The organism is Virgibacillus sp. 6R (assembly GCF_001895305.1).
In the GTDB taxonomy this organism is placed as follows: Bacteria; Bacillota; Bacilli; order Bacillales; family Amphibacillaceae; genus Virgibacillus; species Virgibacillus pantothenticus.
This window is the reverse complement of record NZ_CP017762.1, coordinates 3,513,273-3,535,439: the sequence shown is the minus strand read 5'-3', so window position 1 is coordinate 3,535,439 and position 22,167 is coordinate 3,513,273. Positions and strand designations below refer to the sequence as shown.

Genomic DNA, 22,167 nt, shown 5'->3' with positions numbered 1-22,167 from the left:
AAATGAGTGCATATAGAAGTTATTAAGAATAATTCGCCCAAAATTAATCCTTATGAATGGCTTTGTTATTTGTTCACCTGTAGCTTGAAAAAAGCTGGGGCTTTTTTCAAATTATGAAACACATCCAATCCATTTTAAGCAACCCTCTTATAACGAGGATTGCTTTCTTAGCCGTTCCAATTCTTGATCAATAACAGAGACATCGATTCTTTCAAATAACGGTGCTGTAATTTCCACAGCAGATGTGGGAATATCAATCGGTTTCCACTGCATTTCTGTTATTCCAAAGGCTTGTTGTAATTTCTCGCTTGAAAATGGAAGGAATGGATGCAATAACTGAGCCAAATTCACAATCATATATACACAGCTTCTTAACGTATCTTGACATTCGTTAAAGGACGCTTTTACTTGAATCCACGGCTGCTGTTGATCAAAATATTTATTGGCGCTTCTTATAGATCCAAAAATTAATTCTAACGCTTCTTTAAAATGTGTTTGTTCAATCAGAGAGGCTGCTTGGTGGTATACGTTTTCTATATTTTGCTTGATTGCTTGATTAACATGCCCTGGTGGTACTTCTCCATCAAAGAATTTTTCGATAAACTTTAGGCTTCGATTTACAAAATTCCCGTAAGCACCAAGCAACTCACTATTATGACTATAAACAAACTCACGCCAGGAAAAATCAGCATCTCTGTGTTCGGGGGCATTGATCGTTAAGAAATACCGTATCGAGTCTGGAGCATATTTCTTCAGCATATCAGGAACCCAAACGGCCCAGTTTTTACTTGTGGATAGTTTCTTTTTTTCAACCGTTACATACTCATTTGAAACTATATGAGTTGGAAGCGCTAGTTGGTTAACCCCTAATAAAATCCCTGGCCAAATGATTGCATGAAACGGGATATTGTCTTTTCCATGAACATAATATGATTTAGTATTCCCCTCCCAAAAGGGACTAGCATCCTTCTGATTGTCGTCGGCCCACTTTTTGCTCGCCGTATAGTATCCAGCAACAGCTTCAAACCAAACATATATCTTTTTCCTCTCATAACCTTCAACTGGTACAGTTACACCTACTGGTAAATCTCTTGAAATCGCTCGATCAGGCAAGCCTTCTTTTAAATATCTTTCCGCTATTTTAATTGCGTTGTCGCGCCAGCATCCTTTTTCTTTTGCCTTTTCAACGTAATTTTCAAGTTGTTCCTGAAAAGAGCTTAATTTGAAGTAAAAATGCTCCGTACTTTTTGTCGTAGGTGAACTACCACATAGTTTACATTTTTTATCAACCAAATCTAATGGCTCAAGAACTTTTGAACAATGGTCACATTGGTCCCCTCGTGCTCCTTTTCCACAATTTGGGCAAATTCCTTCCACAAACCGATCAGGCAAGAACTGGGCACAACTATTGCAATAAGCCTGTTCAACCTCTTTCTGATAAAGTTTATCATTATCTAATAAAGTGAAAAATATTTCCTGAACCGCTTTATGATGATGCGCTGCATCTGTGCGAGTATAATAATCGTATGTGAAGCCTAGTTGCTCAAAACATTCTTTAAACTCTTTGTGATATTTGTCGGCTATTTCTTTAGAGGTAACGCCTTCTTGTTTTGCTCGAATTGTAATTGGCGTACCATTACAATCACTCCCCGAAACATAAAGCACATTGTCACCTTTTGCCCTGTAATAACGAGCTAAAATATCACCTGATAATAGACTCGATATGTGACCCAAATGCAATGACCCATTTGCATAAGGCCAAGCTCCACCAATTAGTACATTCATCCTTTTTCCTCCTTCAAAAATAAGACTGACATAAGGGTATGCATGGAAAATTTATGCTTTTCAGTTCTACGCTATATTTGTCCCGTTTAATAAAGTGAATCTTCAATCAATGATTTTTCATTCATCGCCTACTGATTGTTAGTACCGTAATGGTATGACCTAAAGTCCTCTCGAAATAGGGGTGCTGTTATCTCCCACTTAGACTTGTTGCAGTACAGATTATCCAACTCCTTAAGAGGCTCTTACAGCACCTTATATGCGAGATAAATATTTAACAGGGTTATTGTTCTCTAGGTTGCATGATTTAAAACAAGTCGTATGTTCTTGGGTATCCATAGATATTATGGTGATGTTTGTTAAATCCCTCAGTGCACTTGAAAAGCCACTTTCCCTTCTGTTTTACTTTGTTGCCTCAGTATTTCGTCTTTTATTGTAATACTTTTTGAAGCACATTCTTGGTTAATAAACCGTCTTACTACAAGCATTTTTTGTCCATATTTGTTCGTCCACTCTGCTTTTCTAGAATTTTACGGATTTTCAACTCTTGAAGTCGATGTCATATAGCCCATGTAAGATTTGGAAAAATTAAAAAACCCCATCCTAAGACAATATAAATTGTCAAAGGACGAGGTTATCCCCGTGTTACCACCTTTATTCACTAATCATTCACATGATTAGTCTCCATTGGTACGGAACAATAAAGTGATCCCCAATCAGTAGCCGTGCCTTTACACCCCACGGCTTGTTAGTACCGTAATGGCATGACCTAAAGGTCTCTAAATAAATCGGAAATTTAGGCGCTGTTATCTCTCACTTACCTTTTTTGCACAATCAACTATTGAAGTGAGAGTCTTACGGACCTTCTATTCGGGATAAAACGGCATGTTCTTATACCATGACATTTGTAACGAGTGCCAAATCTCGTCATACCCTTACTCTAAAAGTTCAGATACGCAGCTCAGAGACCATATTCAATCAATCATTCCTTGCTTCTTTTCAGCTACCAAAGCTTTCTGTAAAAGAATAGCATTGACCTACTCTCCCCATCATCGCTTTTCTGCAAAATGAATGACTTTATTATTACATAGGGGTAGATGTAAGTCAATAAGTCAGCTATAGTCTTAGTGGAGATCAAATTTAAAATAGAAATTTCCTCTTTATAACCATTTAATTTACGGGTATTTGAGGTTTACAAGGATCGTTTGAGAATTAGAATTTAATTTAAAATGGCAGATTACTTCAGATTTCCCCATTGATATACAATGAAAATGGGTGCGTGTAATATTATTGCTAGTTTGCACATTCTAGCCAAGATTTCATCACGTATCCTCCATAATAAATACAGAGATCTCTATTCTTCAATTTAGTTTTGTGTTTCTTAATTCAAAATTTAAACTAACCTACCGTTTATCCTGACCAGTTTTCGCTTTGATGGATTAAAAAAAGGACCACCTACCTCTTTGAAAAAGTAATTCATTTAAAGATCATCTCCTTTACAAGCCCCCAATTCTATCTACCTTTAAAATTTTTCAAGAATCCAGAGAGTCGTCGTAATTCGCATACCTTAATGTTTGATTTACCAATTAAAAGCTATTGTTTATACGGTACAGACAAACTTGTTTCCCTATAATAGTGCAATAAACTATCGTAATTGTAATTTAATTACGCAAGGGAATGAAAAATTACAACAGCTGCTAGGTCCTATGCTCCTACGTCTTGAACTTATTCCTACTGATTCCTTCATCGCCACGACTTTACCTATGGTATAACCTCATTCTAGCGTAAAAAAAGAGGCATACAAGTTTCAAAGTGTATGCCATACAGAACATCAATTATCTGTTAAAGAAAAGAGTGAGAGGGGGTACTTATTTTATCTCTATAAATAAATATATGTTTACCATATTCACAAGACAGGGGGGGGCTTGTGAATATAGGTAATCAACAATGTGTATCTAAACCTTTCATGAATCCTAAATATGATTGAAGTATACCTCTTGACTGCAAACTATTTATGCAGGAACAATCGGCTTACGAATTATCTTTACATCATAATACGATATTTCATTGGTAATAATATAATCGGGTTTCCCATCACGATGATTATGCGCTTCCTTAAATGCATCACTTTTGAGCCATTTTTTGAAGGAAGCTTCTGTATCCCAACGCGTCATAATAGTTACTTCATCATAATCATCTAGCTTATCTGTTACTAATACTTCCAAGCCTAAAAAACCTTCCATTGTCTCAATTTTACCAACTTTATTGAAACGATTGACTAACTGATAACCTTTATCTTTTCTTATTTTTGTTCTATTTGTAACGATATACATGGTGTTTCCTCCTTAATTTAGGTATTATCAATGGATAACCATCTTCATAGATAATCCGTGCAAGTATCTCGTAAACATTTGCTAAAAAGTCCTCTGTTAGCATTTCTTGTGGTTTCCCTTTATCTACAATCTTCCCGTTTTTAAGTGCAATCATATAATCACTATACGTAGCAGCTTGTTGCAGATCATGTAAAACCATAATAATTGTCATCTTATAGCTTTCGTTAATAAATTGCAGCAACTCCATAACTTCAAATTGATGGGCAATATCCAAATAAGTAGTTGGCTCATCTAATAATAAAATGTCTGTTTGTTGTGCTAAAGCCATTGCAATACGAACCTTCTGTTGTTCCCCTCCTGATAAACTAGAAAACATACGATTTTCATAGATGGCTGTATTCGTTATGTTCATTGATTCATAAATGATTTCCTCGTCTTCTTTCGATAATCGATTAATAAAAAAACGTTTATATGGAGATCTGCCAAATGAGATTAATTCTTTAACTGTTAAATTAGGCAGATGGTCTTTGGCTTGTGGTAGCATGGTGATTTTCTTTGCGAATTCTCTAGTTTTATAGGACTGACTATTTTTTTCGTATATATATACAGATCCATTGTCTGCCGCTAGCAGTTTGCTAATAACTTTTAATAGTGTTGACTTACCGGACCCATTGGGGCCCACAATCGTACTGATTTTCCGGTTTGGAATGGATAAAGAAATATTAGCTAATTGAAAGTCGCTTACATTTAATGTAATATCATTCATACGGATAGCATTCATGACAATATTCTCCGTTTCTTAAGTAAAAATAAAAAGAATGGTGCTCCTAAACATGCTAGTAATATTCCAACCGGCAATTCAATTGGATCAAACCAAGATCTTGCAATCGTATCAGCAAGTACAACAAGAATCCCACCAAAAACAATACTAAATGGTAGTAAAAAAGCGTAATCATCGCCAATTAATAACCGGATAATATGTGGGACTACTAACCCAACAAAACCAACTAAACCTGCAACACTAACCGCTGCTCCTGCCAATAATGAAGCTAATAAAATGAGCGAAAAACGTTGAATCTCCACACGTTGCCCCAAAAGTTTAGCTGAATGATCACCCAATAATAAAAGATTAGCAGGTCTGATTGCCAAAAATGAGGCTAACAGACTGATAATGGCATAAGGTGCCATAAATTCCAAATGATACCATCCCTTCCCTGTTAATCCACCAGAAAGCCAAGGCAATACAGATTGAACACGGTCACTGTAAACAACCATAATTCCATTCATGATTGCTCCTAACAAGGCATTAATAGCCACTCCCGCTAAAATAATTTTGACAGGTGATGCTCCTTGATCCCATGCTAGTAAATAAATAACTAGTGATGTGAACAAAGCACCTATAAATGCCATCAATGGTAATAAATAGCCAAACTCCGGTAAAAGTACCATTGTAATAATTGCTGCCAGTCCAGCTCCTGATGAGACACCAATAATTCCAGGATCAGCTAATGGATTTTTCATAACACCTTGTAATAAAGCGCCTGATGCTGCCAAACATCCACCTACTAACAACCCTAGCAGTACTCTAGGTAAGCGTATGTCCACAATTATTTTTTTCTGAAATGTATTTCCATCTGAAAATAATGCATTCCATGTTTCAGACAAAGTGATTGGAACAGGTCCATATGTTATACCATAAAAGATTATAAGTAATAAAAGTATCGGAGAAAGAATAGATACATATTTTCTGCGTAGACTTCTTCTTTTTACTGACATCGTTTATTCCTTCTTCACATCTTTAATTAATTCATGAAGATAATCTAATGCATCGATCACTTTTGTCCCGGGATTTGTTCCAAACAGATCAGAAGGTAGAATTAGTACGCGATTATTTTTAACTGCCTCCAGTTCATCCCAACCAGCTGTTTGTGACATATCTTTAACTAAACTATTTTTCACTTTTTCAGGATCACCATGAGTCATTATTAAAATCACTTGTGGATTCGCTTCAATAATTCTTTCAGCGTTTAATTGGGCATATTGAGGATACATTTCCAAGCTTGGGTAATCGCTAGCAATATTTAATCCCCCTGATAATTCTAAAATATTCCCGCCTAGTGAATTTGGTAGTGCTACCATATTGGTTCCAGGCGCACCATAAACTAATAGTACTCTTGGTTTCTTTTCTACCTTTGATTGCTGTATCGCTGTTAATTTATCATCAATCATATTTATAAGTTGCTGTGCCTCATTTTCTTTATGGAGTAACTGACCAAAAAGTGCAATTTGCTCTTGAATGTCTTTAACAGAGTTAGCATGACTTAATACCATGTCTGCTCCTATATTTTCTATTGCCTGTACATCCTTCATATTCATTGGATGATTACCCAATACGACGTCAGGTTCGAGCGAGGTAATCTTTTCTACATCCATACTGTGAGTAGAACCCACTTCAAGAGCTTTTTTTGCTTCTTCGACAGACATTTCTCCCGATGGGCGACCGACCACTTCGTTTCCTAATGCATAGATAATATCTACGTCTCCATGACTGAGTGCTACAATTTTTTCAGGAGTTGTTTCGAAATCAATGGTTCGATCAGCAAAATCAGTAATAGAAAAGGCATTTTCCTTTGGCTCTTTTTCATTCTTTGCTGTTACCCCATCCTGATTACTACAGCCTACGAGAATAAGTAGTAAGATGAATAAACTAATGAATTTATCTTGCCGCATACATGACACTCCTAGTGTTTAAATGATATGAATTCTCAATTAACGCTTATTATAGTGATAATGATTCTCATTGTCAATAAAAAATAAGAAATTTTAAAAATAAAATAAATAAATAAAATTATAGTTGACATTCTGTTAAAATTTGCTATGGTATTAGGTGATAAGTAATTGAAAATGATTCTCATTATTAATAAGGGGGTGGAAAAGAAAATTACTGATTTGAAACATATATTTTAGAATTAGGAAGTTATTGGAACTTCTTTTTATTTTACATCTAATTGATAATGAGAATCAATATCTATAAAAGATTGGGGGTTTGTAATTGGAGAAACATCGCCATAAAATCTCAGTTATTACTTTACTATTCCTTTATGTTCTCACCTATGTTTGGTTTCCAGTTAAAAGTAGCGATGCAAAAGCTGCGTTACCAAATGTAGAAGAGGGAGTACATTCACTGGATTACGTAATATTACATGCAGAAACAGATTCCGTATCCATTGCGAATGATTATTTTGAAAAACCTGCAACATACATTGTACATAATGGTGAGCACTATATACGGTTTACGTTAAATCATAGTGAATGGACGAAAGAACTACAGGCACCTATAGGAGATTCATTTGTCGATGTGAAAGTAATTCGGGAAGATAAAAAAGAAAATACAAGAGTTGTTCAGTTTAAGGTGGATCGAGATTTAACGGAACCCATTGAGTTTAAAATGCATGTATTGATTGAATCAATGGAACCAGTTTATGACCACCGGTATACAGTACGTTTTAATTTTGATTTAAATAGCTTGGAAAAATTAGATCAACAAGCAATAGATACGTTGGAAATAAAAGATACAGACTTCGAAACAACAAAAGAACAGAAGATCACTAAAGAATCCGAAGAAAGTGACACGAAAATCAGCAATTTCATCCTTATCCTCATGGTTTTCTTAATGATTCTTGCGTTTGTGATTATATATATAGTTCGAAATACAAATAAGAAAAAGGAGAATTCAAGTTGAAAAAAATAACTATTCCATTTTTTATCATACTCATAACATTTTTCTCATTTCATGCTAATCAAGTAAATGCAGCATCAACGTATGCTGAAGGGGAATATAATCTACCGTTTACCGTTTTAAAAGGGGATACGGATGAAAGATCCATGACGAATGATTATCTCGTTTCCCCTGCCAAACTCATTGTTAAAAACGGTAAAAATTTAGTGCAGATTACTTTAAAGAATAGTTCTTGGTGGCAATCATTCCATGTCCAATCCAAACCAGTAACTGTAGTAAGTGAAGGTAACGATACAAGAGTTGTACAATTTGAAGTTCCAGACTTGGATCAGATTGTTAACGCAAACATACATGTTATTGTACCTGATATTGATTATGACAATAAATATAAAGTCCGTTTCCAATTTGACACATCCGGTTTAGCAGCTAATCAGAACCAAGCAACAAGTACAAACGAAGATAAGGCCGATAACGTGTCGGCAAAGAATGAAAAGTTGGATAATAACCAGAATATTGGAACAAAGCAGAAAGCCGAAAAAAACCCAAAAACGTCTGACGAAACACCAATCGTTTTATTTGTAGTTGCCTTACTCGCTTCCGGGTTCATTCTGATAAGAAAATTCGCAGTTAAATAAAATGGGGAACAGAAAGAGGAGAAGGAAATGAAAAAATTAGTCTCTATACTTTTAATGGCATTCTTAATGCTTATGACTGTTACATCGACCTTGTCACCAGTTGCAGCGGCCGAGACAAATGAAAAAGTATTCGCAGATGGCGAGTATGAATTACCGTTTGTTGTCTGGAAGGAAAATGAAGATAACACTTCTGTTGCCGATGATTATTTACAAAAACCAGCTAAGTTGATTGTTCAAAATGGGAAATATACGGTTCAGACTACATTAAAAAACAGTTCTTGGTGGCAATATTTTAAAGTCGAAAATAACGGAAAATTTATGGATGTGTCAGTGATTAGTGAAAATAAAGAAGAAGATACTCGCGTTGTCGAATTCGATGTTCCTAACCTTGAAGAAATGGTAAATGCTAAAGTCCACATCATCGTTACGGGGATCCCCGGCTTTAAATATGATAACAAGTATAATATTCGCTTTAAATTTGATCCGTCCAATATTCCGTTGATAGAAAAACCAGCTGATCCCGAAAAACCAACACCAGAGGAGCCTAGCAAGGACACAAATACGCCAGCTATTATAGAAGTAGATGACGGCAATTATACGATCGAAGTTGCTGCATTACATGCTAAAGAGGACAAGCCATCCGGCATGTCAAGATATATTGATAAGACGGCGTCCTTATCTGTAAAAGATGGAAAAACTCTCCTTACCCTTACCTTAAATGACCATCGAACAATTACGGGCTTCCAAGTAGATGGAAAGGAACCGATAGAAGAAAATATAAATGAAGCCAAAAATTGGAGAAAAGTTACGTATGAGTTGAATCATCTAGCAACTATTATGAATGCAAACGTCCAATACAAGGTGGAATCACACCAAGGCGATCAACCGCTTAGACTATCGTTTAATCAAAATAGTTTAAAAGAAGTAGAAGTGAAACAACCCGATAAAGAGCAGACAGATCCAAATCAAAATCTAAACGAAAAGCCAGAAGTACCAAATAATCAGTCGGAAAATTCAAATAAACAACCAAAAAAACAGACTAAACAACCAACCGAATCGAATAAAAAGATCGATCCAAAAAATTTGAAAGATGGAGAGTATTCGATTGCTTATAGCGTATTAAAAAATAATACGAATCAAGTATCGGTTATGAATGATTATGTCGTCAGCCCAGGCCATTTAAAAGTAAAAAATGGAGAAAAAAAGATTGCTGTTACCTTAAAAAACAGCTCATGGATTACAGATTTTAAAGTATATCACGAAGGAAAGCTAGTTGATCCAAAAGTACTAAGTCATGATTCTAAGGTAGACACTCGTGTCGTGGAATTTGCAGTAGACGATTTGTTTACCAAATTAGATGCTTGGGTGAAGGTTGATATTCCTAATTTAAATTATCACCATGAATATGATGTTCAATTTCAATTTGATCCTAACTCCATCCAATTGCTTAAAGAGGGAGAATCATACCCTCAGCAAGAAAATGTAGATGCAACTAAACTGCCTTCCAAAAAACAAGAGAATAAAGAAGAACAAGGGAATAAAGAAGAACAAGGGCTAAGCTTTGATCGTAATGAAGACCATGGTGATAAACAAAATCTAGCCACAACTAAAGAAACGGGAAAACAAACCAACAATCCGACTACAAGTGATACAGCTAAACTTGTTTTATTTACTAGTTTATTATTAGGTTCTTTAATCCCTATAGTAATTAAATTACGAAAAAAAATACGTTCGATTTAATAGCTGTTATTGGAGTCTTGTTGCACATCTAACAAGACTCCAGCTTTACCACATTTACGATAAGGGGACCATGCTGCTCATGAAAAAGCAATTGATATTTCTTTTAATTACAGTAATCATCGGATTAGCTGGTTGCTCAGGAGAAGGGAATGGAAAAACTACTGTAAAAGAAGCTAGTGACCCTGAAAATAATCGTATCGTTGCAACTACAGTTGCCGTTACAGAAATAATGGATGCACTGAAACTAGACTTAATTGGAATCCCAACAAGCTATAAAGATTTACCAAAACGATATGACGGTGTAACAGAAGTAGGCAATCCGATGAGTCCTGATATGGAACAAATTATGTCGTTAAAACCAAAAGAAGTAATGTCTGTAACAACACTGAAATACGATTTGGAGTCTGTATTTGATGATGCGGGCATTGATACCCGATATGTCAATTTACAAAGTATAGAAAATATGTATAAAGAGATAATCGATCTTGGTAAAGCATATGATCGCAAAGCAGAGGCAGAAAAAATCGTACAAACTTTTGAAGAGAAAGTAGCTGAAATTAATAAAAAGATTCAAGGGAAGAAACCACCTCGTGTCCTTATTTTAATGGGAGTACCAGGTAGTTATTTAGTAGCAACTGACCGCTCATATATCGGAGATTTGGTAGAAATATCCGGTGGAGTCAATGTGTTCTCAGGAGAAAAAGTCGAATACCTAGCTTCCAATACGGAATATTTACAACAGGCAAACCCGGATATTATTTTACGAGCAGCACACGGTATGCCTGACGAAGTAGTTAAGATGTTTGATAAAGAATTTAAGGAAAATGATATTTGGAAGCATTTTGACGCCGTAAAAAATGGTCGTGTCTATGACTTAGAAGAACTTCTTTTCGGTACAACAGCTAATCTGGCTGCTCCCCAAGCATTAGATGCATTGTTTGGCATGTTATATCCGGAGGAAAATGAAAGTAACGAGATAGAAAAGGGTGTCCATGGTGAATAAGCGAATCATTAGCTTTATGACAAGTATTTTATTATTAAGTCTCATCATCGTGTTCTCTGCAACTACAGGAAGTATTCACGTATCCTTGGTAGAGCTTATTCGAGGGTTGATATCTGGATCAAATGACAATGTCGAGGTCATTAAAGATCTGCGTCTACCAAGAATAATTATCGCTATATTTGCCGGAGCAGCACTATCTGTTTCTGGTGTACTGATACAAGCAGTTATGAGAAATCCTTTAGCTGAACCCGGGATTATTGGCGTATCATCTGGTGCAGGTTTTATGAGCATGTTGATGGTAAGTATTTTCCCAACATTATTCTTTTATACCCCGTTATTTGCCTTTTTAGGTGGCGCAATAGCCTTTTTTCTCGTTTATTCATTTTCTTGGAAGTCGGGATTGGATCCATTGCGCATGATATTAATTGGCGTTGCTATCAATGCCGTTTTTACAAGTTTAAGCCAAACCTTTAACTATCGTGGAAGCTATACCTCTTCCATGGTGCAAGAAGTAACAACCTCCACATTATCAATGAAGAAATGGGCAGATGTTGAGATCATCGTTATTTATGGTACGATTGGGTTAATCTTGGCGTTTTTGGTATTTGCTTGGTGTAATTACTTGGCATTAGAAGATAAAACCGTTAAAAGCTTAGGGTTAAATGTAAATGTTGCTCGTTTTGTTATTTCATCAATTGCTGTTTTGTTAGCTGGTATTGCAACTGCAACAGCTGGCTTGTTCTTATTTGTCGGCTTACTTGTACCTCATATTGGGCGCATTTTAGTAGGGACGGACCATAAAGTTCTTATCCCCTTTTCAGCAATTCTAGGGGCTTTGTTCATTTTATTATCTGATACGTTAGGAAGAATCATCATTGCACCAAATGAAATTCCTGCCTCCATTATTATGGCATTAATCGGCGGGCCATTTCTCATATTTTTACTAAGGAAGAGTGATCGAGTTTATGGAACTTAAAGATATTACGTTTTCGTACGACCATAAAAACAATCAGCTAATCAATATAAGCGGAGAAATTGATCTTGGTAAAATAACTACGATTATTGGTCCGAATGGCAGCGGAAAGTCAACACTACTTGGCGTATTGTCCAAACACTATACACCTTACAAAGGAAGCGTGCGATTAGACGGTAAACGATTAGTTGATTTTAAGCCAAAAGAATTCGCTAAAAAAGTAGCGGTTGTTCATCAAAAAAACAGCGCTCCAGCTGATATGACAGTAGAAAAACTAATTAGTTATGGCAGGTTACCTTATCGGTCAATTTTTTCTCAAGATAAAAAAGCAGATGCTAAAGCAATTGAATGGGCTCTTAACAAGACTAACTTATTAACAAAAAGAAACCATCAGCTCCATACCTTATCTGGTGGAGAGCAACAACGAGTTTGGTTTGCCTTAACCTTAGCCCAACATACACCTTTTCTATTTTTAGATGAACCGACAACTTATTTGGATATCTATTATCAATATGAGTTATTAGAACTGATTAAAGAATTGAATACAGAATTAGGCATAACTATTGTAATGGTACTCCATGACATCAATCAGGCTATTCGATATAGTGACATTATCATTGCTATGAAGGATGGTCAAATAGTAAGAAAAGGTACTCCAAAACAAGTGATTACAAATGAGCTTATGAAAAAAGTCTATGGGGTAAACGTTCTTGTAAAAGAAGATGAAGATACAGGGCTTTATACAATTCCAATTGGGATTTAAGGTTCAACTTGGGGTGATAAAATGAGTGGTAAGAAAATCCGAAAATGGCTTTCTAATGTGGTGATGACTATTTGTATTGGGGTATTTATATATTCCGCGTATGAATTAGGATCCCTAGGATTGGATTACTATCATAATCGGCAAGTACTCGCTGATGTGCAGGATATATATGCGACACATACAAATCGTTCAGAGACATCAGCTGAGAAAGGTGAGATACGAAAGCAATTTAAAGAATTACACAAAATTAATTCCGATATTGTCGGTTGGCTTACGATAGATAAAACAAAAATCAATTACCCTATTTTGCAAGCTGACAATAATGAGCATTATTTATATCGAAATTATAAAGAGGAAAACTCAAGAGCTGGTAGTATTTTTATGGATTATCGTAATAATGTAGCTTCATATAATCGTAATATTATTTTATATGGACATAACATGAAGGATGGAACCATGTTTCATAATTTAAGAAAGTATACAGACAAAGAATTTTTTACAAATCACCGTAACGTATTTTTTGATACGATGTATGACAGCTATGATGCAGAAGTATTTTCTGTCTATCATACTACAACCGACTTTGATTATATTCAAACTGATTTTGCTACCCAGAATGAGTACAAACAATTAGTTGAGGAAATTCAAGATAAATCAATCTTCAAATCAGATGTAAAAGTGAATGAGAATGATATGATAATTACACTGTCCACTTGTGATTATACACTGGATCCTGATGAAGGGCGTTTCGTTGTTCATGCAAAAATTTCTAAACAAGAGTAAGTTTTTTTGAAAAACTTGGCTTGTCGCCAAGTCTTATGGCGAAAGCCTTTGTTTTTCTTATACTATAAACCAAAAAATATTATACTTTCCTAAGTGGAACAAAGGCGCAAGCGCCCGTTTAGCAACGTAGCGAATGGAACGAATCAACTAAAGATAAAGGAATCACAGTGAGGCGACGAACCGATGATGACTTATCGTAGGGCGATTTCGTGAAGTTGCATAGTTGCTGGGCTCATGCGCCGGACGTGGCTATTCGGTTATTTCGTTATAATTTTATACTTTCCTATAGTAGAGTAATAGCGATTCGTTAGCGACGTACAAACGGCAGAACTACTGACGAGATAAAGGAAATACGGCGACAAGAGGAGCCGATGTTGACTTATTGTAGGAAGAAGTTCGAAGTTTGATAGGCGTTGAGCACATAAGCTAGACAAAGCCTTTTCAAAAAATGATCCACCATGAAAAAATAAATTATAATTTCTGAAGTTATAAAAAAGCAGGCTCATACATTATTTGAATGAACCTGTGCGCCTTTTGCCATTTTAAAATGGCATAAAAATACTAAAAACTGCTGTCGTACCATTTTGATATATTTATATGGTTATTGTCGGTTAGTCCTCCTGTTTTTTCGATTATTTCGGGATGAAATAACACTTTAACGGAATCGATTTGATTATTTACTATTTTTCGAAATACATCTGGTCCCTCTGCTAATGAAAAGGTATGTGATATCATTGCATCCGATCTTATTAGACCCTTACTCATATAATGGATGGTTGTACCCCATTCTTTACCTGGAAACGGGGAAGATACCGCATTCCATGAACCATAAATAGTCAATTCATTGCGAACAATTTTTTCAAAATAAAAACGTTCTATATGGATATTTGCATACGGTATCCCCATAAATACTACTTCTCCGCCTTTACATGGTAATGCGAGAACCTGTTCAGAAGTAATAGGTGATCCTGCAGACTCTACGGCTAAATCTACTCCTCTCCCATTCGTATGTTCCATTATTTGTTTATATGCAGGTTTTTCTCTAGAATTAATAGTCACATCAGCACCAAGCTTTTTGGCAATAGCTAATTTCTTCTGGTCTATATCAATCGCATATATTTTTTTTGCCCCAAAAATCTTCGCCCATTGTACAGCTAATAATCCAATACTGCCAACCCCCATGATAGCTATTTCAGCCCCAGCCTGAATGCTAGTTTGGTAAAATCCGTGTGCAACAACAGCAGATGGCTCTACCATTGCTGCTGTATCATAGTCTACATTATCTGGCAATTTCAAAACATGACTTTCTGGTAGTTTCGTATATTCAGCATAGGCTCCCGGATGAAATGAACCAATAACAACTAACTTTTCACAACGTGCAGGTTCTCCCCTAAGACAATTATCACATTTCTTACACACAAACGCAGGACAACCTGCAACTCGATCTCCTACTTTTACTTGTTTGACATCTTCACCAACTTCTACAACTTCTCCCGCAAACTCATGACCAAATGTCATTCCTTTTATATAGGGACCTAATTTGATGAATCTAGATAGATCAGATCCACAAATCCCTACTGATTTCACCTTAATAATAACATCCTCTCTATTCTTAATAGTTGGCTTAGGAGTGTTTTCTTCAAAACGAATATCTTTTTCTCCATATAAATTCAAAGCTCTCACGATGAACGTCCCCTTCTTTGGCTATTCGCTGTTATTTAGTTTTTTGAGTCACTTTGTATATTTCTGCTTCTATTAAAGAATAGGTTATATGCTGCAAGACCGATCAAAATCGTGTTAAAAAATAGTTGATTTTTAAAATAAAATTGGCTAATTACTCTAAAAGGCCCTAACATAACATCTAAAAAAATATCTATCATGATTGCCCTCCCCTATCGATAGCAACTAAAATTTAACCTATAAACAATATTGATTTGTGTAATAAAGTGAAACTTCATTCAAGGAGTGCTTTTCTCCTTGAATGTTAGTTAAACGAATCGGGGATTTAGGAGCCGTTTTTCTCATCATGTTTGCAACATCATTAGCACATGTTGGAAAGGAGAAAAATACGGATCCTTACATCCGGGATAAAATGAAACTTCATTTCTTGGAACGCTAGTTAGTGGAACCAATCGGACATTTAGGTGTCGTTTTCTCCAATTCAGACTTCGCCGTATTCCTTTAACTCCTAAAGGGGGAGAATTACGGAATCTTCCATGCGGGAGCCACCCATTAATAAGCGTCATGATTAATCATTACGATTGCACTGCTAGAGCCAATACGATTTGCACCAGCTTTCACCATTTGAACAGCTTCTTGATATGTTTTCACTCCTCCAGCAGCTTTGACACCTATTTTGTCTTTTGCAATTAAGCGAAGTAACTGCACATCTTCAATGGTTGCACCACCACCATTAAATCCCGTAGACGTTTTCACAAAGTCTGCCCCGGCTTCCATGATTAATTCCGTTGCTATGATTTTTTCTTTCTCTGTTAGCAACCCTGTTTCAATAATTACTTTCGTCGTCAATCCGTTAGCAACTTTAACCACTTCTTCAATATCGTTTTTCACAACATCAAATTCGCCCGATTTGAGGGCTCCAATATTAATGAGCATATCCATTTCTTCAGCACCATTTTTAATCCCTTGTTTTGCTTCTTCTACTTTGACATGAGTTACTGCTCCTCCTAATGAAAACCCGATTGGGATTCCAACCTTAATATGGTGTGGGGATAAAAGACGATGCGCATATGAAACATAGTAAGGATTAACAAAAACAGTTTTAAAACCATATTCAATAGCTTCCTCGCAAAATATTTTAATACATTTTCTCGTTGCGACTGGGTTTAATAATGTGTAATCAATTAGAGAAATCAAATCCTGCTTATTCATTTAAACACATCCTTTTGACTCTATTATTCTGCCGGAACTAACAATACTTTAATAGCTTCTCCACCCTTTATTACCTGGTATGCTTCATCCCATTGTGTAATATCAAATTCATGAGTTACTAGAGCTTTCGCATTTACTTTTCCTTCATTCATCAATGCTAACGCCGGCTCCCAATCAGCTGAATGTTGACTTCTGCTCCCCACTACATGTATCTCATGTTGAATGACTTTTTCTAAGTCAAACGGTACGGCTGGTTGAGAGAATATTCCTACTTGCACATAATTACCTTTTTTTCGTAATACATCTAAACCTTGTTTGGCAGCAGGCACTGTTCCTGAACATTCAAACACCACATCTGCTCCATATCCACTTGTTATTTTATTAACAACTTTTTGAACATCGCTTTTTTGTGAATCTATTGCGATATCAACCCCAAGTTCTTTTGCTTTATCCAGACGAATTTTATCATTTGTTAGTCCAGTAATAATTACCTTGGCCCCAAAGCTCTTTGCTACTTGTGCTGTCAGTAAACCAATTGGACCAGGCCCGATGACAACAACAACATCCCCCTCATTGATTTTTGTTTTTGAGACAGCATGATAAGTACATGCTAGTGGTTCAGTCATTGCAGCTGATTTATAGTCTACGTTCTCTGGAAGAACGTGGACACTTTCTTTTCTAGCAATTAAATATTTAGCAAATCCACCATCTTGATGAGTTCCTAAGCCTTTTCGGTGATCACAAAGATTATAATCCCCTGACCCACAATATTTACATTCACCACAGATATAAAAAGTAGTTTCAGAAGTTACTCGGTCACCCACTTTAAATTCAGTTACATTGTCACCAACTTCTACAACTTCACCGGAAAATTCATGACCTAAAGTAACTGGTACTTGAACTTTATAATGTCCTTCATACGTATGGATATCAGATCCACAAATACCAGCATATTTAATTTTAATTTTTACTTGATCTTTTCCGGGAATTGGCTCCTTCTTATCCTGAATTTCGAGATTGCCGAATCCTAATTCTGTTTTAACTAGGGATTTCATTGGTTTATCCTCCTCTGTCCGCTTTAAATATCTTCTGTTACCCCTGTTTTCTAGATTTCTCAAACACCTTATGAAGGTTTTTAACAATCCATGTAATCTATCCATACCATTACGCCTAACGGTATCGGGATTCCTTACTTTTAGATGTATTTTTCAGGCCTAACTTTAATGAAATAACTCGAAAAATCTCCAAATCAACCAATTTAATAGATTGCCTCCTTGGTCAATACTAGAAACCTTTGCAGATCCTTCTGGGAGCTTAATTTCTGCACTCATCGCCATATCGGTAAATACCGGTGCGATATCTGTAGCCATATAAAGGGATAGCGCAATCATAACTGTTCCTACAATAATAGAGTGAATAATATTACCTCTAGCAGCACCGACAATAAAAGCAACGATAAATGGAATAGTTGCCAAGTCACCGAATGGAAGTACATGGTTGCCAGGCAACATTACAGCAATTAATACAGTAACAGGTGTTAAAATAAGAGCTGTAGCAATTACAGATGGATGCCCCAATAATACAGCTGCATCCAAGCCAATCGTAATATCACTTTCTCCAAATCGATTATTTAACCACGTACGAGCTGATTCTGAAACAGGCATTAGACCCTCCATTAAAATTTTTACCATTCGTGGCATCAAAATCATAACTGCAGCCATAGACATACCGACTTCAATAACTTCCCCAACACGATAACCAGCAAGTAAACCGATTATTATACCAAGAAATAAACCGACAACCATGGAATCTCCAAAAACCCCAAAACGCTTTTGAATAGAATCTGGATCTGCATGTAAATTCTTTAATCCAGGAATTTTTTGGATCCATTTTACTAAAAAGATAAATGGCGCATATGAAATAGTACTACCAGTAGCAACCGATACTCCCGGCATCTCATAAAAGTCTCTCACCATTGGTGTTGTCCAGTCAGCAATCTTTAAACAAACAATTTGAAATATGACAGCCGCAATTAGACCTTGGATAATGCTTCCAGATATTGTATACACTACGGCGGCCGCAAATGTATAATGCCAAAAATTCCAAACATCCACATTCATTACTTTCGTTGTTTTCGTTAATAACATGATGACATTGACAATCAGTCCTAGGGGAATAATAAATGCTGCTACAACTGATGCCCATGCTATGGAAGAAGTAGCTGGCCAACCTACATCAATTACATTCAATTCTACGTTTAATCGATTCACCATTCCTTGTGCAGCCGGACCCAAGATTAAGCGTCAACAAATCAATAACTAAAAATATTCCTACAAATGCTACACCAATTGTTACAGCCGAACGAAATGCTTTACCCACCTTCTGACCGAAAAATACTCCTAATATAAAAATGGCTACAGGTAAAATTACTGTTGCACCTAACCCTAGAAAGCTTTGAATAAAGTCAACAAATGATTGCAATTATTTAACCTCCCTAACTCAGGTAAGATATAAAGTGAAACTTCATCAGTAGGAGTTTTCTTCCATCTCCTACTGCATGTTGGTACCGTAATGGTATGACCTAAAGGCCCTTGAACGAATCGGGCATTTAAGTGCCGTTTTCTATCACTTAGACCCTTTTGTGTATCAACTCAGGTCTTGAAGTGGGAGTATTACGGCACCTTATATAAAGGATTTCTCGGCTCTATCGAAGACCGAGGAATCCATTCGTAGTATTATTTTTTAAGTTCGTCTACTATTTGTTTTTTCGTCTCTTCTGTACCAATACCAGTTAAAAATGAGCGTGCATTAATTACTGGAAACGGATACTCTTTTTTCGTCATTGCAGTTGTTACCAACAGATCTGCTGTATCTAAGTACGATTCAACTTCTGCAATTTTAATTTGAATCAGGTTGACATCTATATTATTTTTTCTAGCTATTTCCTCAATTGCACCATTTACCACTGTAGAAGTTGCAATCCCCGCTCCACATGCTACTAGCACCGTCTTTTTTGCCATACAATCACCTCTTTTAAGTAATACCTAGCTTCTTTTTTAACAGATTTTTTATATCGGTTTTATTTTTTTGACTTACGATATATGTTAGAGTTTTTTCATCTTGAAAGATTTGCATTAATTTTTGTAATAAAGATAGTTGAGAATTAGGCTCATTCATTGCTAACATAAAAATTAATTGAACTGGCGTTGTGTTATTCCCATCCCCCATAATAAAGAAATCAACTGGGCGCTTTAAAATAGCAAGACTTATTGTTTCCGTTTTGACATGTTTATCATCTGTATGTGGTATAGCTACTGACACGCCATTTGTGGGGAGACCCGTTGGATATTCTGCTTCTCTTTGAATAATTGCAGGAATAAAACTTTTTTTAACCAGGTTTAGATCGACTAGATTTTGGGCAACTATTTCTAATGCTTGTTCTTTCGTCTTGGCTTCAATATCCGTCAAAATAACGGATTCATCTAAAAAGCAATCACTCATTCCTTCACCTCATTTCATAAAGGACAAGATTAATTCTTAGAATCGAATCATTTCGTCAACAGATTCGGCGTTAGTATTCGGTTTCTTTTTTATTAGAACCTAACCTACTACATTCAATAGTGCAATGTGTTATGGTGCGGATTGATAATACTAAAGAATTTTATATTCCATTCGTATACTACTCATCCCCCCTCTTTGCCAGCATCTTTATATGATACATGGAGAGAGATACATTAGGACGCATTTACGATCTAAGAATTCATTCCTCCAGATATAAACAAATGAACATAACTCGGTTCTATCTTTTTAATATTAAAATAAACTCAGCGCTACCATTTGAATGAATTGCATCAACTAAATGGATTTACTCATTTGTGATCAAATCAATCAAGTGATTATGGTAGCTATCTATAGTTTGTTGCACAAATTAGGACGGAAACTATAAAAAATGTCCTAGTTTAAGCATTTCACTTCATCACGACACATCGGTTAAATGCGGAAGGCATATCTCTTAAATCAACATAAACTAAATATTTGCGAACGATTAAGATATGTACTCCCAACTAAAAGCTTACTCATCAAAAGCGTTTTAATTTGACTCCTGGAGCTAGTAACTTTACATAATATCATCCCCTATTAGTCTCTTAAGTTCATATCAAAAAATGAACCTAATTTACATATTACATACTATAATTATTGCATTGTGACAGACCTACAAAATATTTACTCCCATTATTATTTTTTATTATATACAAGTTTTTATTGTTTGTAAACAAAGTATATAATTATTTATTGTTTTGATTGTTATTATACTTTATGATTTTTTAAGAATGGTGGAAGGAAGGGCGGGGTGAGGTTTTAGTAAATGATTCATTGATGTAAGAGTTTTAGCTACTATAGTCGAAAGAATATTGCTAATGGGTTTAATCCTCATGATGTGAAATAATTGGCTGTTGAAAAAGGAACAAGCGCCCGTTTAGCAGCGAAAGCGAATGGAACGAATCAACTAAAGATAAAGGAATCATGCCACTAAAAGCAGGGGTATGCCGGCGCCTGAGCGGCAAGACCGTTTTTAGTCGGCCTTCCTCTTTGTGACGAACCGATGATGACTTATCGGAGGGCGCATTTCTAAAGACGCATCGTTGCCGGGCTCATGCGCCGGACGTCGCTATTCGGTTATTTCGTTATCCCCCAGGCACCTCATTTTATACTTTTGTATGAAAAAACAACTCTATTTAACTTATCTAACTCATTTATTTTAGACAGTATTTTAAGAATCTAAACATTATAAAGCAAAAGTTTTTTCGATAGATGGTGGCTCGCGCTCTAGGCGAGCCACGGTGGTTTCTTATCTTACAAAAAATTTCGATTCTTTATTGCGTGGGCAATATAAGGTCGAGCCTGCTATTAAAAAATTACGGGCTCTATAAAAACCTTAGCATTCATCGGAACTTTCGAGTATGCGTTTAAGTTGTGTCTTTATTCCAGATGGTCATACATTTCTTTTTTACTTTATCTGCTTCCGATTTAGTTCGACACAGTAATAAACAGTTGTCATCGCCACTAATGACACCTACTACTGGTGTCCAATTCAAAGATTCCATCAAATAGCCGATTGCTTTTGCATTCCCAGGTTCTGTCTTGATAATGACAAAGACTCCCGTTGCTTCAATGGATTGAATAGCATCAGAGTAAAACTGTTGTAGCTGTTTGATCGGGAAGTCGGAATTTTCCTCCTTTATATGATTGGATAACCTGTACCTTTCTACTCCATCTGGCGAATATTCTTTTCTTATTTGCATCTCTTGGATATCTCGAGAAATAGTTGTTTGGGTAACGTTATACCCGCAATCCTTTAATAATTTCCATAAATCTTTTTGGGTGCGGACTTCATTTATCCGTAGGAGTTCACGAATTTTTTCTTGGCGGTCCTGTTTACTCATAAAGAATTCCTCCCGGTCCAAATAAAAGAGGAATCCATTTTTGAAAACATGAACCCTCCTTATTAAATGCAAGACTCCTT

Annotated in this window: 20 protein-coding genes and 1 pseudogene; 8 read left to right on the top strand and 13 right to left on the bottom strand. The window is 35.9% G+C overall.

Annotated features, from left to right (window positions below; all coding sequences use genetic code 11):
* Positions 1–147: 147 nt before the first annotated feature.
* The 5 genes from metG to BKP57_RS16100 form a co-directional block, all read right to left on the bottom strand.
* Positions 148–1,785, bottom strand: coding sequence for a methionine--tRNA ligase (gene metG, locus BKP57_RS16120; protein ID WP_050351961.1), 1,638 nt, complete (start codon positions 1,783–1,785; stop codon positions 148–150).
* Positions 1,786–3,794: 2,009 nt separating this feature from the next.
* Positions 3,795–4,115 carry a heme oxygenase gene (gene isdG / locus BKP57_RS16115; protein WP_072741971.1) on the bottom strand — a complete coding sequence of 107 codons (321 nt, stop codon included), beginning with the start codon at positions 4,113–4,115 and terminating at the stop codon, positions 3,795–3,797.
* Positions 4,096–4,896 carry an ABC transporter ATP-binding protein gene (locus BKP57_RS16110; RefSeq protein ID WP_072741970.1) on the bottom strand — a complete coding sequence of 267 codons (801 nt, stop codon included), beginning with the start codon at positions 4,894–4,896 and terminating at the stop codon, positions 4,096–4,098. Before BKP57_RS16110 ends, isdG begins: the two co-directional genes overlap by 20 nt.
* Positions 4,893–5,891 carry a FecCD family ABC transporter permease gene (locus tag BKP57_RS16105; protein WP_072741969.1) on the bottom strand — a complete coding sequence of 333 codons (999 nt, stop codon included), beginning with the start codon at positions 5,889–5,891 and terminating at the stop codon, positions 4,893–4,895. Before BKP57_RS16105 ends, BKP57_RS16110 begins: the two co-directional genes overlap by 4 nt.
* 3 nt (positions 5,892–5,894) lie before the next feature.
* Complete coding sequence (locus tag BKP57_RS16100) at positions 5,895–6,845, bottom strand: ABC transporter substrate-binding protein (RefSeq protein ID WP_072741968.1); 951 nt, start codon at positions 6,843–6,845, stop codon at positions 5,895–5,897.
* A gap of 322 nt (positions 6,846–7,167) precedes the next feature.
* Here BKP57_RS16100 and BKP57_RS16095 point away from each other — a divergent pair, with 322 nt between their 5' ends.
* The 7 genes from BKP57_RS16095 to srtB all read left to right on the top strand — a co-directional run bounded on the left by BKP57_RS16095 (position 7,168) and on the right by srtB (position 13,751).
* Positions 7,168–7,857 (top strand): NEAT domain-containing protein, encoded by a 690-nt coding sequence (locus BKP57_RS16095; RefSeq protein ID WP_072741967.1) that lies wholly within the window; start codon positions 7,168–7,170, stop codon positions 7,855–7,857.
* Positions 7,854–8,489 carry a heme uptake protein IsdC gene (gene isdC / locus BKP57_RS16090; RefSeq protein ID WP_083547302.1) on the top strand — a complete coding sequence of 212 codons (636 nt, stop codon included), beginning with the start codon at positions 7,854–7,856 and terminating at the stop codon, positions 8,487–8,489. The genes BKP57_RS16095 and isdC overlap by 4 nt, the downstream gene beginning before the upstream one ends.
* 27 nt (positions 8,490–8,516) lie before the next feature.
* The gene (locus tag BKP57_RS16085; RefSeq protein WP_072741966.1) at positions 8,517–10,229 is read left to right on the top strand and encodes an NEAT domain-containing protein; all 1,713 of its coding nucleotides are present in this window, start codon (positions 8,517–8,519) and stop codon (positions 10,227–10,229) included.
* Positions 10,230–10,308: 79 nt separating this feature from the next.
* A complete protein-coding gene (gene isdE / locus BKP57_RS16080; RefSeq protein ID WP_072741965.1) occupies positions 10,309–11,232 on the top strand; it encodes a heme ABC transporter substrate-binding protein IsdE in 924 nt (307 codons plus the stop codon).
* On the top strand, positions 11,225–12,208 hold the full coding sequence (locus BKP57_RS16075; RefSeq protein WP_072742459.1) for a FecCD family ABC transporter permease: 984 nt from the start codon (positions 11,225–11,227) through the stop codon (positions 12,206–12,208). The genes isdE and BKP57_RS16075 overlap by 8 nt, the downstream gene beginning before the upstream one ends.
* On the top strand, positions 12,198–12,968 hold the full coding sequence (locus BKP57_RS16070) for an ABC transporter ATP-binding protein (protein WP_072741964.1): 771 nt from the start codon (positions 12,198–12,200) through the stop codon (positions 12,966–12,968). The genes BKP57_RS16075 and BKP57_RS16070 overlap by 11 nt, the downstream gene beginning before the upstream one ends.
* Before the next feature lie 21 nt (positions 12,969–12,989).
* Positions 12,990–13,751 (top strand): class B sortase, encoded by a 762-nt coding sequence (gene srtB / locus BKP57_RS16065; RefSeq protein ID WP_072741963.1) that lies wholly within the window; start codon positions 12,990–12,992, stop codon positions 13,749–13,751.
* A 561-nt stretch (positions 13,752–14,312) separates the two neighbouring features.
* Here the strand turns inward: srtB and BKP57_RS16060 are convergent.
* Both BKP57_RS16060 and BKP57_RS22540 read right to left on the bottom strand, forming a co-directional pair.
* Positions 14,313–15,434, bottom strand: a complete 1,122-nt coding sequence (locus tag BKP57_RS16060; protein ID WP_083547301.1) for a galactitol-1-phosphate 5-dehydrogenase — start codon at positions 15,432–15,434, stop codon at positions 14,313–14,315.
* Positions 15,435–15,469: 35 nt separating this feature from the next.
* Entirely contained in the window at positions 15,470–15,631 is a 162-nt protein-coding gene (locus tag BKP57_RS22540) for a hypothetical protein (protein WP_198035002.1), read from the bottom strand.
* 101 nt (positions 15,632–15,732) lie between these two features.
* Between BKP57_RS22540 and BKP57_RS22260 the strand changes: the two genes are divergently transcribed.
* Positions 15,733–15,870 carry a hypothetical protein gene (locus tag BKP57_RS22260; RefSeq protein WP_156875359.1) on the top strand — a complete coding sequence of 46 codons (138 nt, stop codon included), beginning with the start codon at positions 15,733–15,735 and terminating at the stop codon, positions 15,868–15,870.
* A gap of 113 nt (positions 15,871–15,983) precedes the next feature.
* On the opposite strand, the gene deoC is transcribed toward BKP57_RS22260, so the two are convergent.
* The 6 genes and pseudogenes from deoC to BKP57_RS16030 form a co-directional block, all read right to left on the bottom strand.
* Positions 15,984–16,643, bottom strand: coding sequence for a deoxyribose-phosphate aldolase (gene deoC / locus BKP57_RS16055; RefSeq protein WP_072741962.1), 660 nt, complete (start codon positions 16,641–16,643; stop codon positions 15,984–15,986).
* Positions 16,644–16,666: 23 nt separating this feature from the next.
* Positions 16,667–17,698, bottom strand: a complete 1,032-nt coding sequence (locus BKP57_RS16050) for a zinc-binding dehydrogenase (protein WP_050351958.1) — start codon at positions 17,696–17,698, stop codon at positions 16,667–16,669.
* 165 nt (positions 17,699–17,863) lie between these two features.
* A pseudogene (locus tag BKP57_RS16045) lies at positions 17,864–19,124 on the bottom strand (galactitol-specific PTS transporter subunit IIC).
* Positions 19,125–19,378: 254 nt separating this feature from the next.
* Positions 19,379–19,663: a PTS sugar transporter subunit IIB gene (locus BKP57_RS16040; RefSeq protein ID WP_050351956.1), complete on the bottom strand. Its 285-nt coding sequence runs from the start codon at positions 19,661–19,663 to the stop codon at positions 19,379–19,381.
* A 13-nt stretch (positions 19,664–19,676) separates the two neighbouring features.
* Positions 19,677–20,144, bottom strand: a complete 468-nt coding sequence (locus tag BKP57_RS16035) for a PTS sugar transporter subunit IIA (RefSeq protein WP_050351955.1) — start codon at positions 20,142–20,144, stop codon at positions 19,677–19,679.
* A gap of 1,466 nt (positions 20,145–21,610) precedes the next feature.
* The gene (locus tag BKP57_RS16030) at positions 21,611–22,087 is read right to left on the bottom strand and encodes an arginine repressor (protein ID WP_050351954.1); all 477 of its coding nucleotides are present in this window, start codon (positions 22,085–22,087) and stop codon (positions 21,611–21,613) included.
* Positions 22,088–22,167 lie beyond the last annotated feature (80 nt).

Bases quoted from the DNA above. Each gene is read 5' to 3' on its own strand.
- metG (WP_050351961.1), bottom strand. From the start codon at position 1,785: ATGAATGTACTAATTGGTGGAGCTTGGCCTTATGCAAATGGGTCATTG.
- isdG (WP_072741971.1), bottom strand. From the start codon at position 4,115: ATGTATATCGTTACAAATAGAACAAAAATAAGAAAAGATAAAGGTTAT.
- BKP57_RS16110 (WP_072741970.1), bottom strand. From the start codon at position 4,896: ATGAATGCTATCCGTATGAATGATATTACATTAAATGTAAGCGACTTT.
- BKP57_RS16105 (WP_072741969.1), bottom strand. From the start codon at position 5,891: ATGTCAGTAAAAAGAAGAAGTCTACGCAGAAAATATGTATCTATTCTT.
- BKP57_RS16100 (WP_072741968.1), bottom strand. From the start codon at position 6,845: ATGCGGCAAGATAAATTCATTAGTTTATTCATCTTACTACTTATTCTC.
- BKP57_RS16085 (WP_072741966.1), top strand. From the start codon at position 8,517: ATGAAAAAATTAGTCTCTATACTTTTAATGGCATTCTTAATGCTTATG.
- isdE (WP_072741965.1), top strand. From the start codon at position 10,309: ATGAAAAAGCAATTGATATTTCTTTTAATTACAGTAATCATCGGATTA.
- BKP57_RS16070 (WP_072741964.1), top strand. From the start codon at position 12,198: ATGGAACTTAAAGATATTACGTTTTCGTACGACCATAAAAACAATCAG.
- srtB (WP_072741963.1), top strand. From the start codon at position 12,990: ATGAGTGGTAAGAAAATCCGAAAATGGCTTTCTAATGTGGTGATGACT.
- BKP57_RS22540 (WP_198035002.1), bottom strand. From the start codon at position 15,631: ATGATAGATATTTTTTTAGATGTTATGTTAGGGCCTTTTAGAGTAATT.
- BKP57_RS22260 (WP_156875359.1), top strand. From the start codon at position 15,733: ATGTTAGTTAAACGAATCGGGGATTTAGGAGCCGTTTTTCTCATCATG.
- deoC (WP_072741962.1), bottom strand. From the start codon at position 16,643: ATGAATAAGCAGGATTTGATTTCTCTAATTGATTACACATTATTAAAC.
- BKP57_RS16050 (WP_050351958.1), bottom strand. From the start codon at position 17,698: ATGAAATCCCTAGTTAAAACAGAATTAGGATTCGGCAATCTCGAAATT.
- BKP57_RS16040 (WP_050351956.1), bottom strand. From the start codon at position 19,663: ATGGCAAAAAAGACGGTGCTAGTAGCATGTGGAGCGGGGATTGCAACT.
- BKP57_RS16035 (WP_050351955.1), bottom strand. From the start codon at position 20,144: ATGAGTGATTGCTTTTTAGATGAATCCGTTATTTTGACGGATATTGAA.
- BKP57_RS16030 (WP_050351954.1), bottom strand. From the start codon at position 22,087: ATGAGTAAACAGGACCGCCAAGAAAAAATTCGTGAACTCCTACGGATA.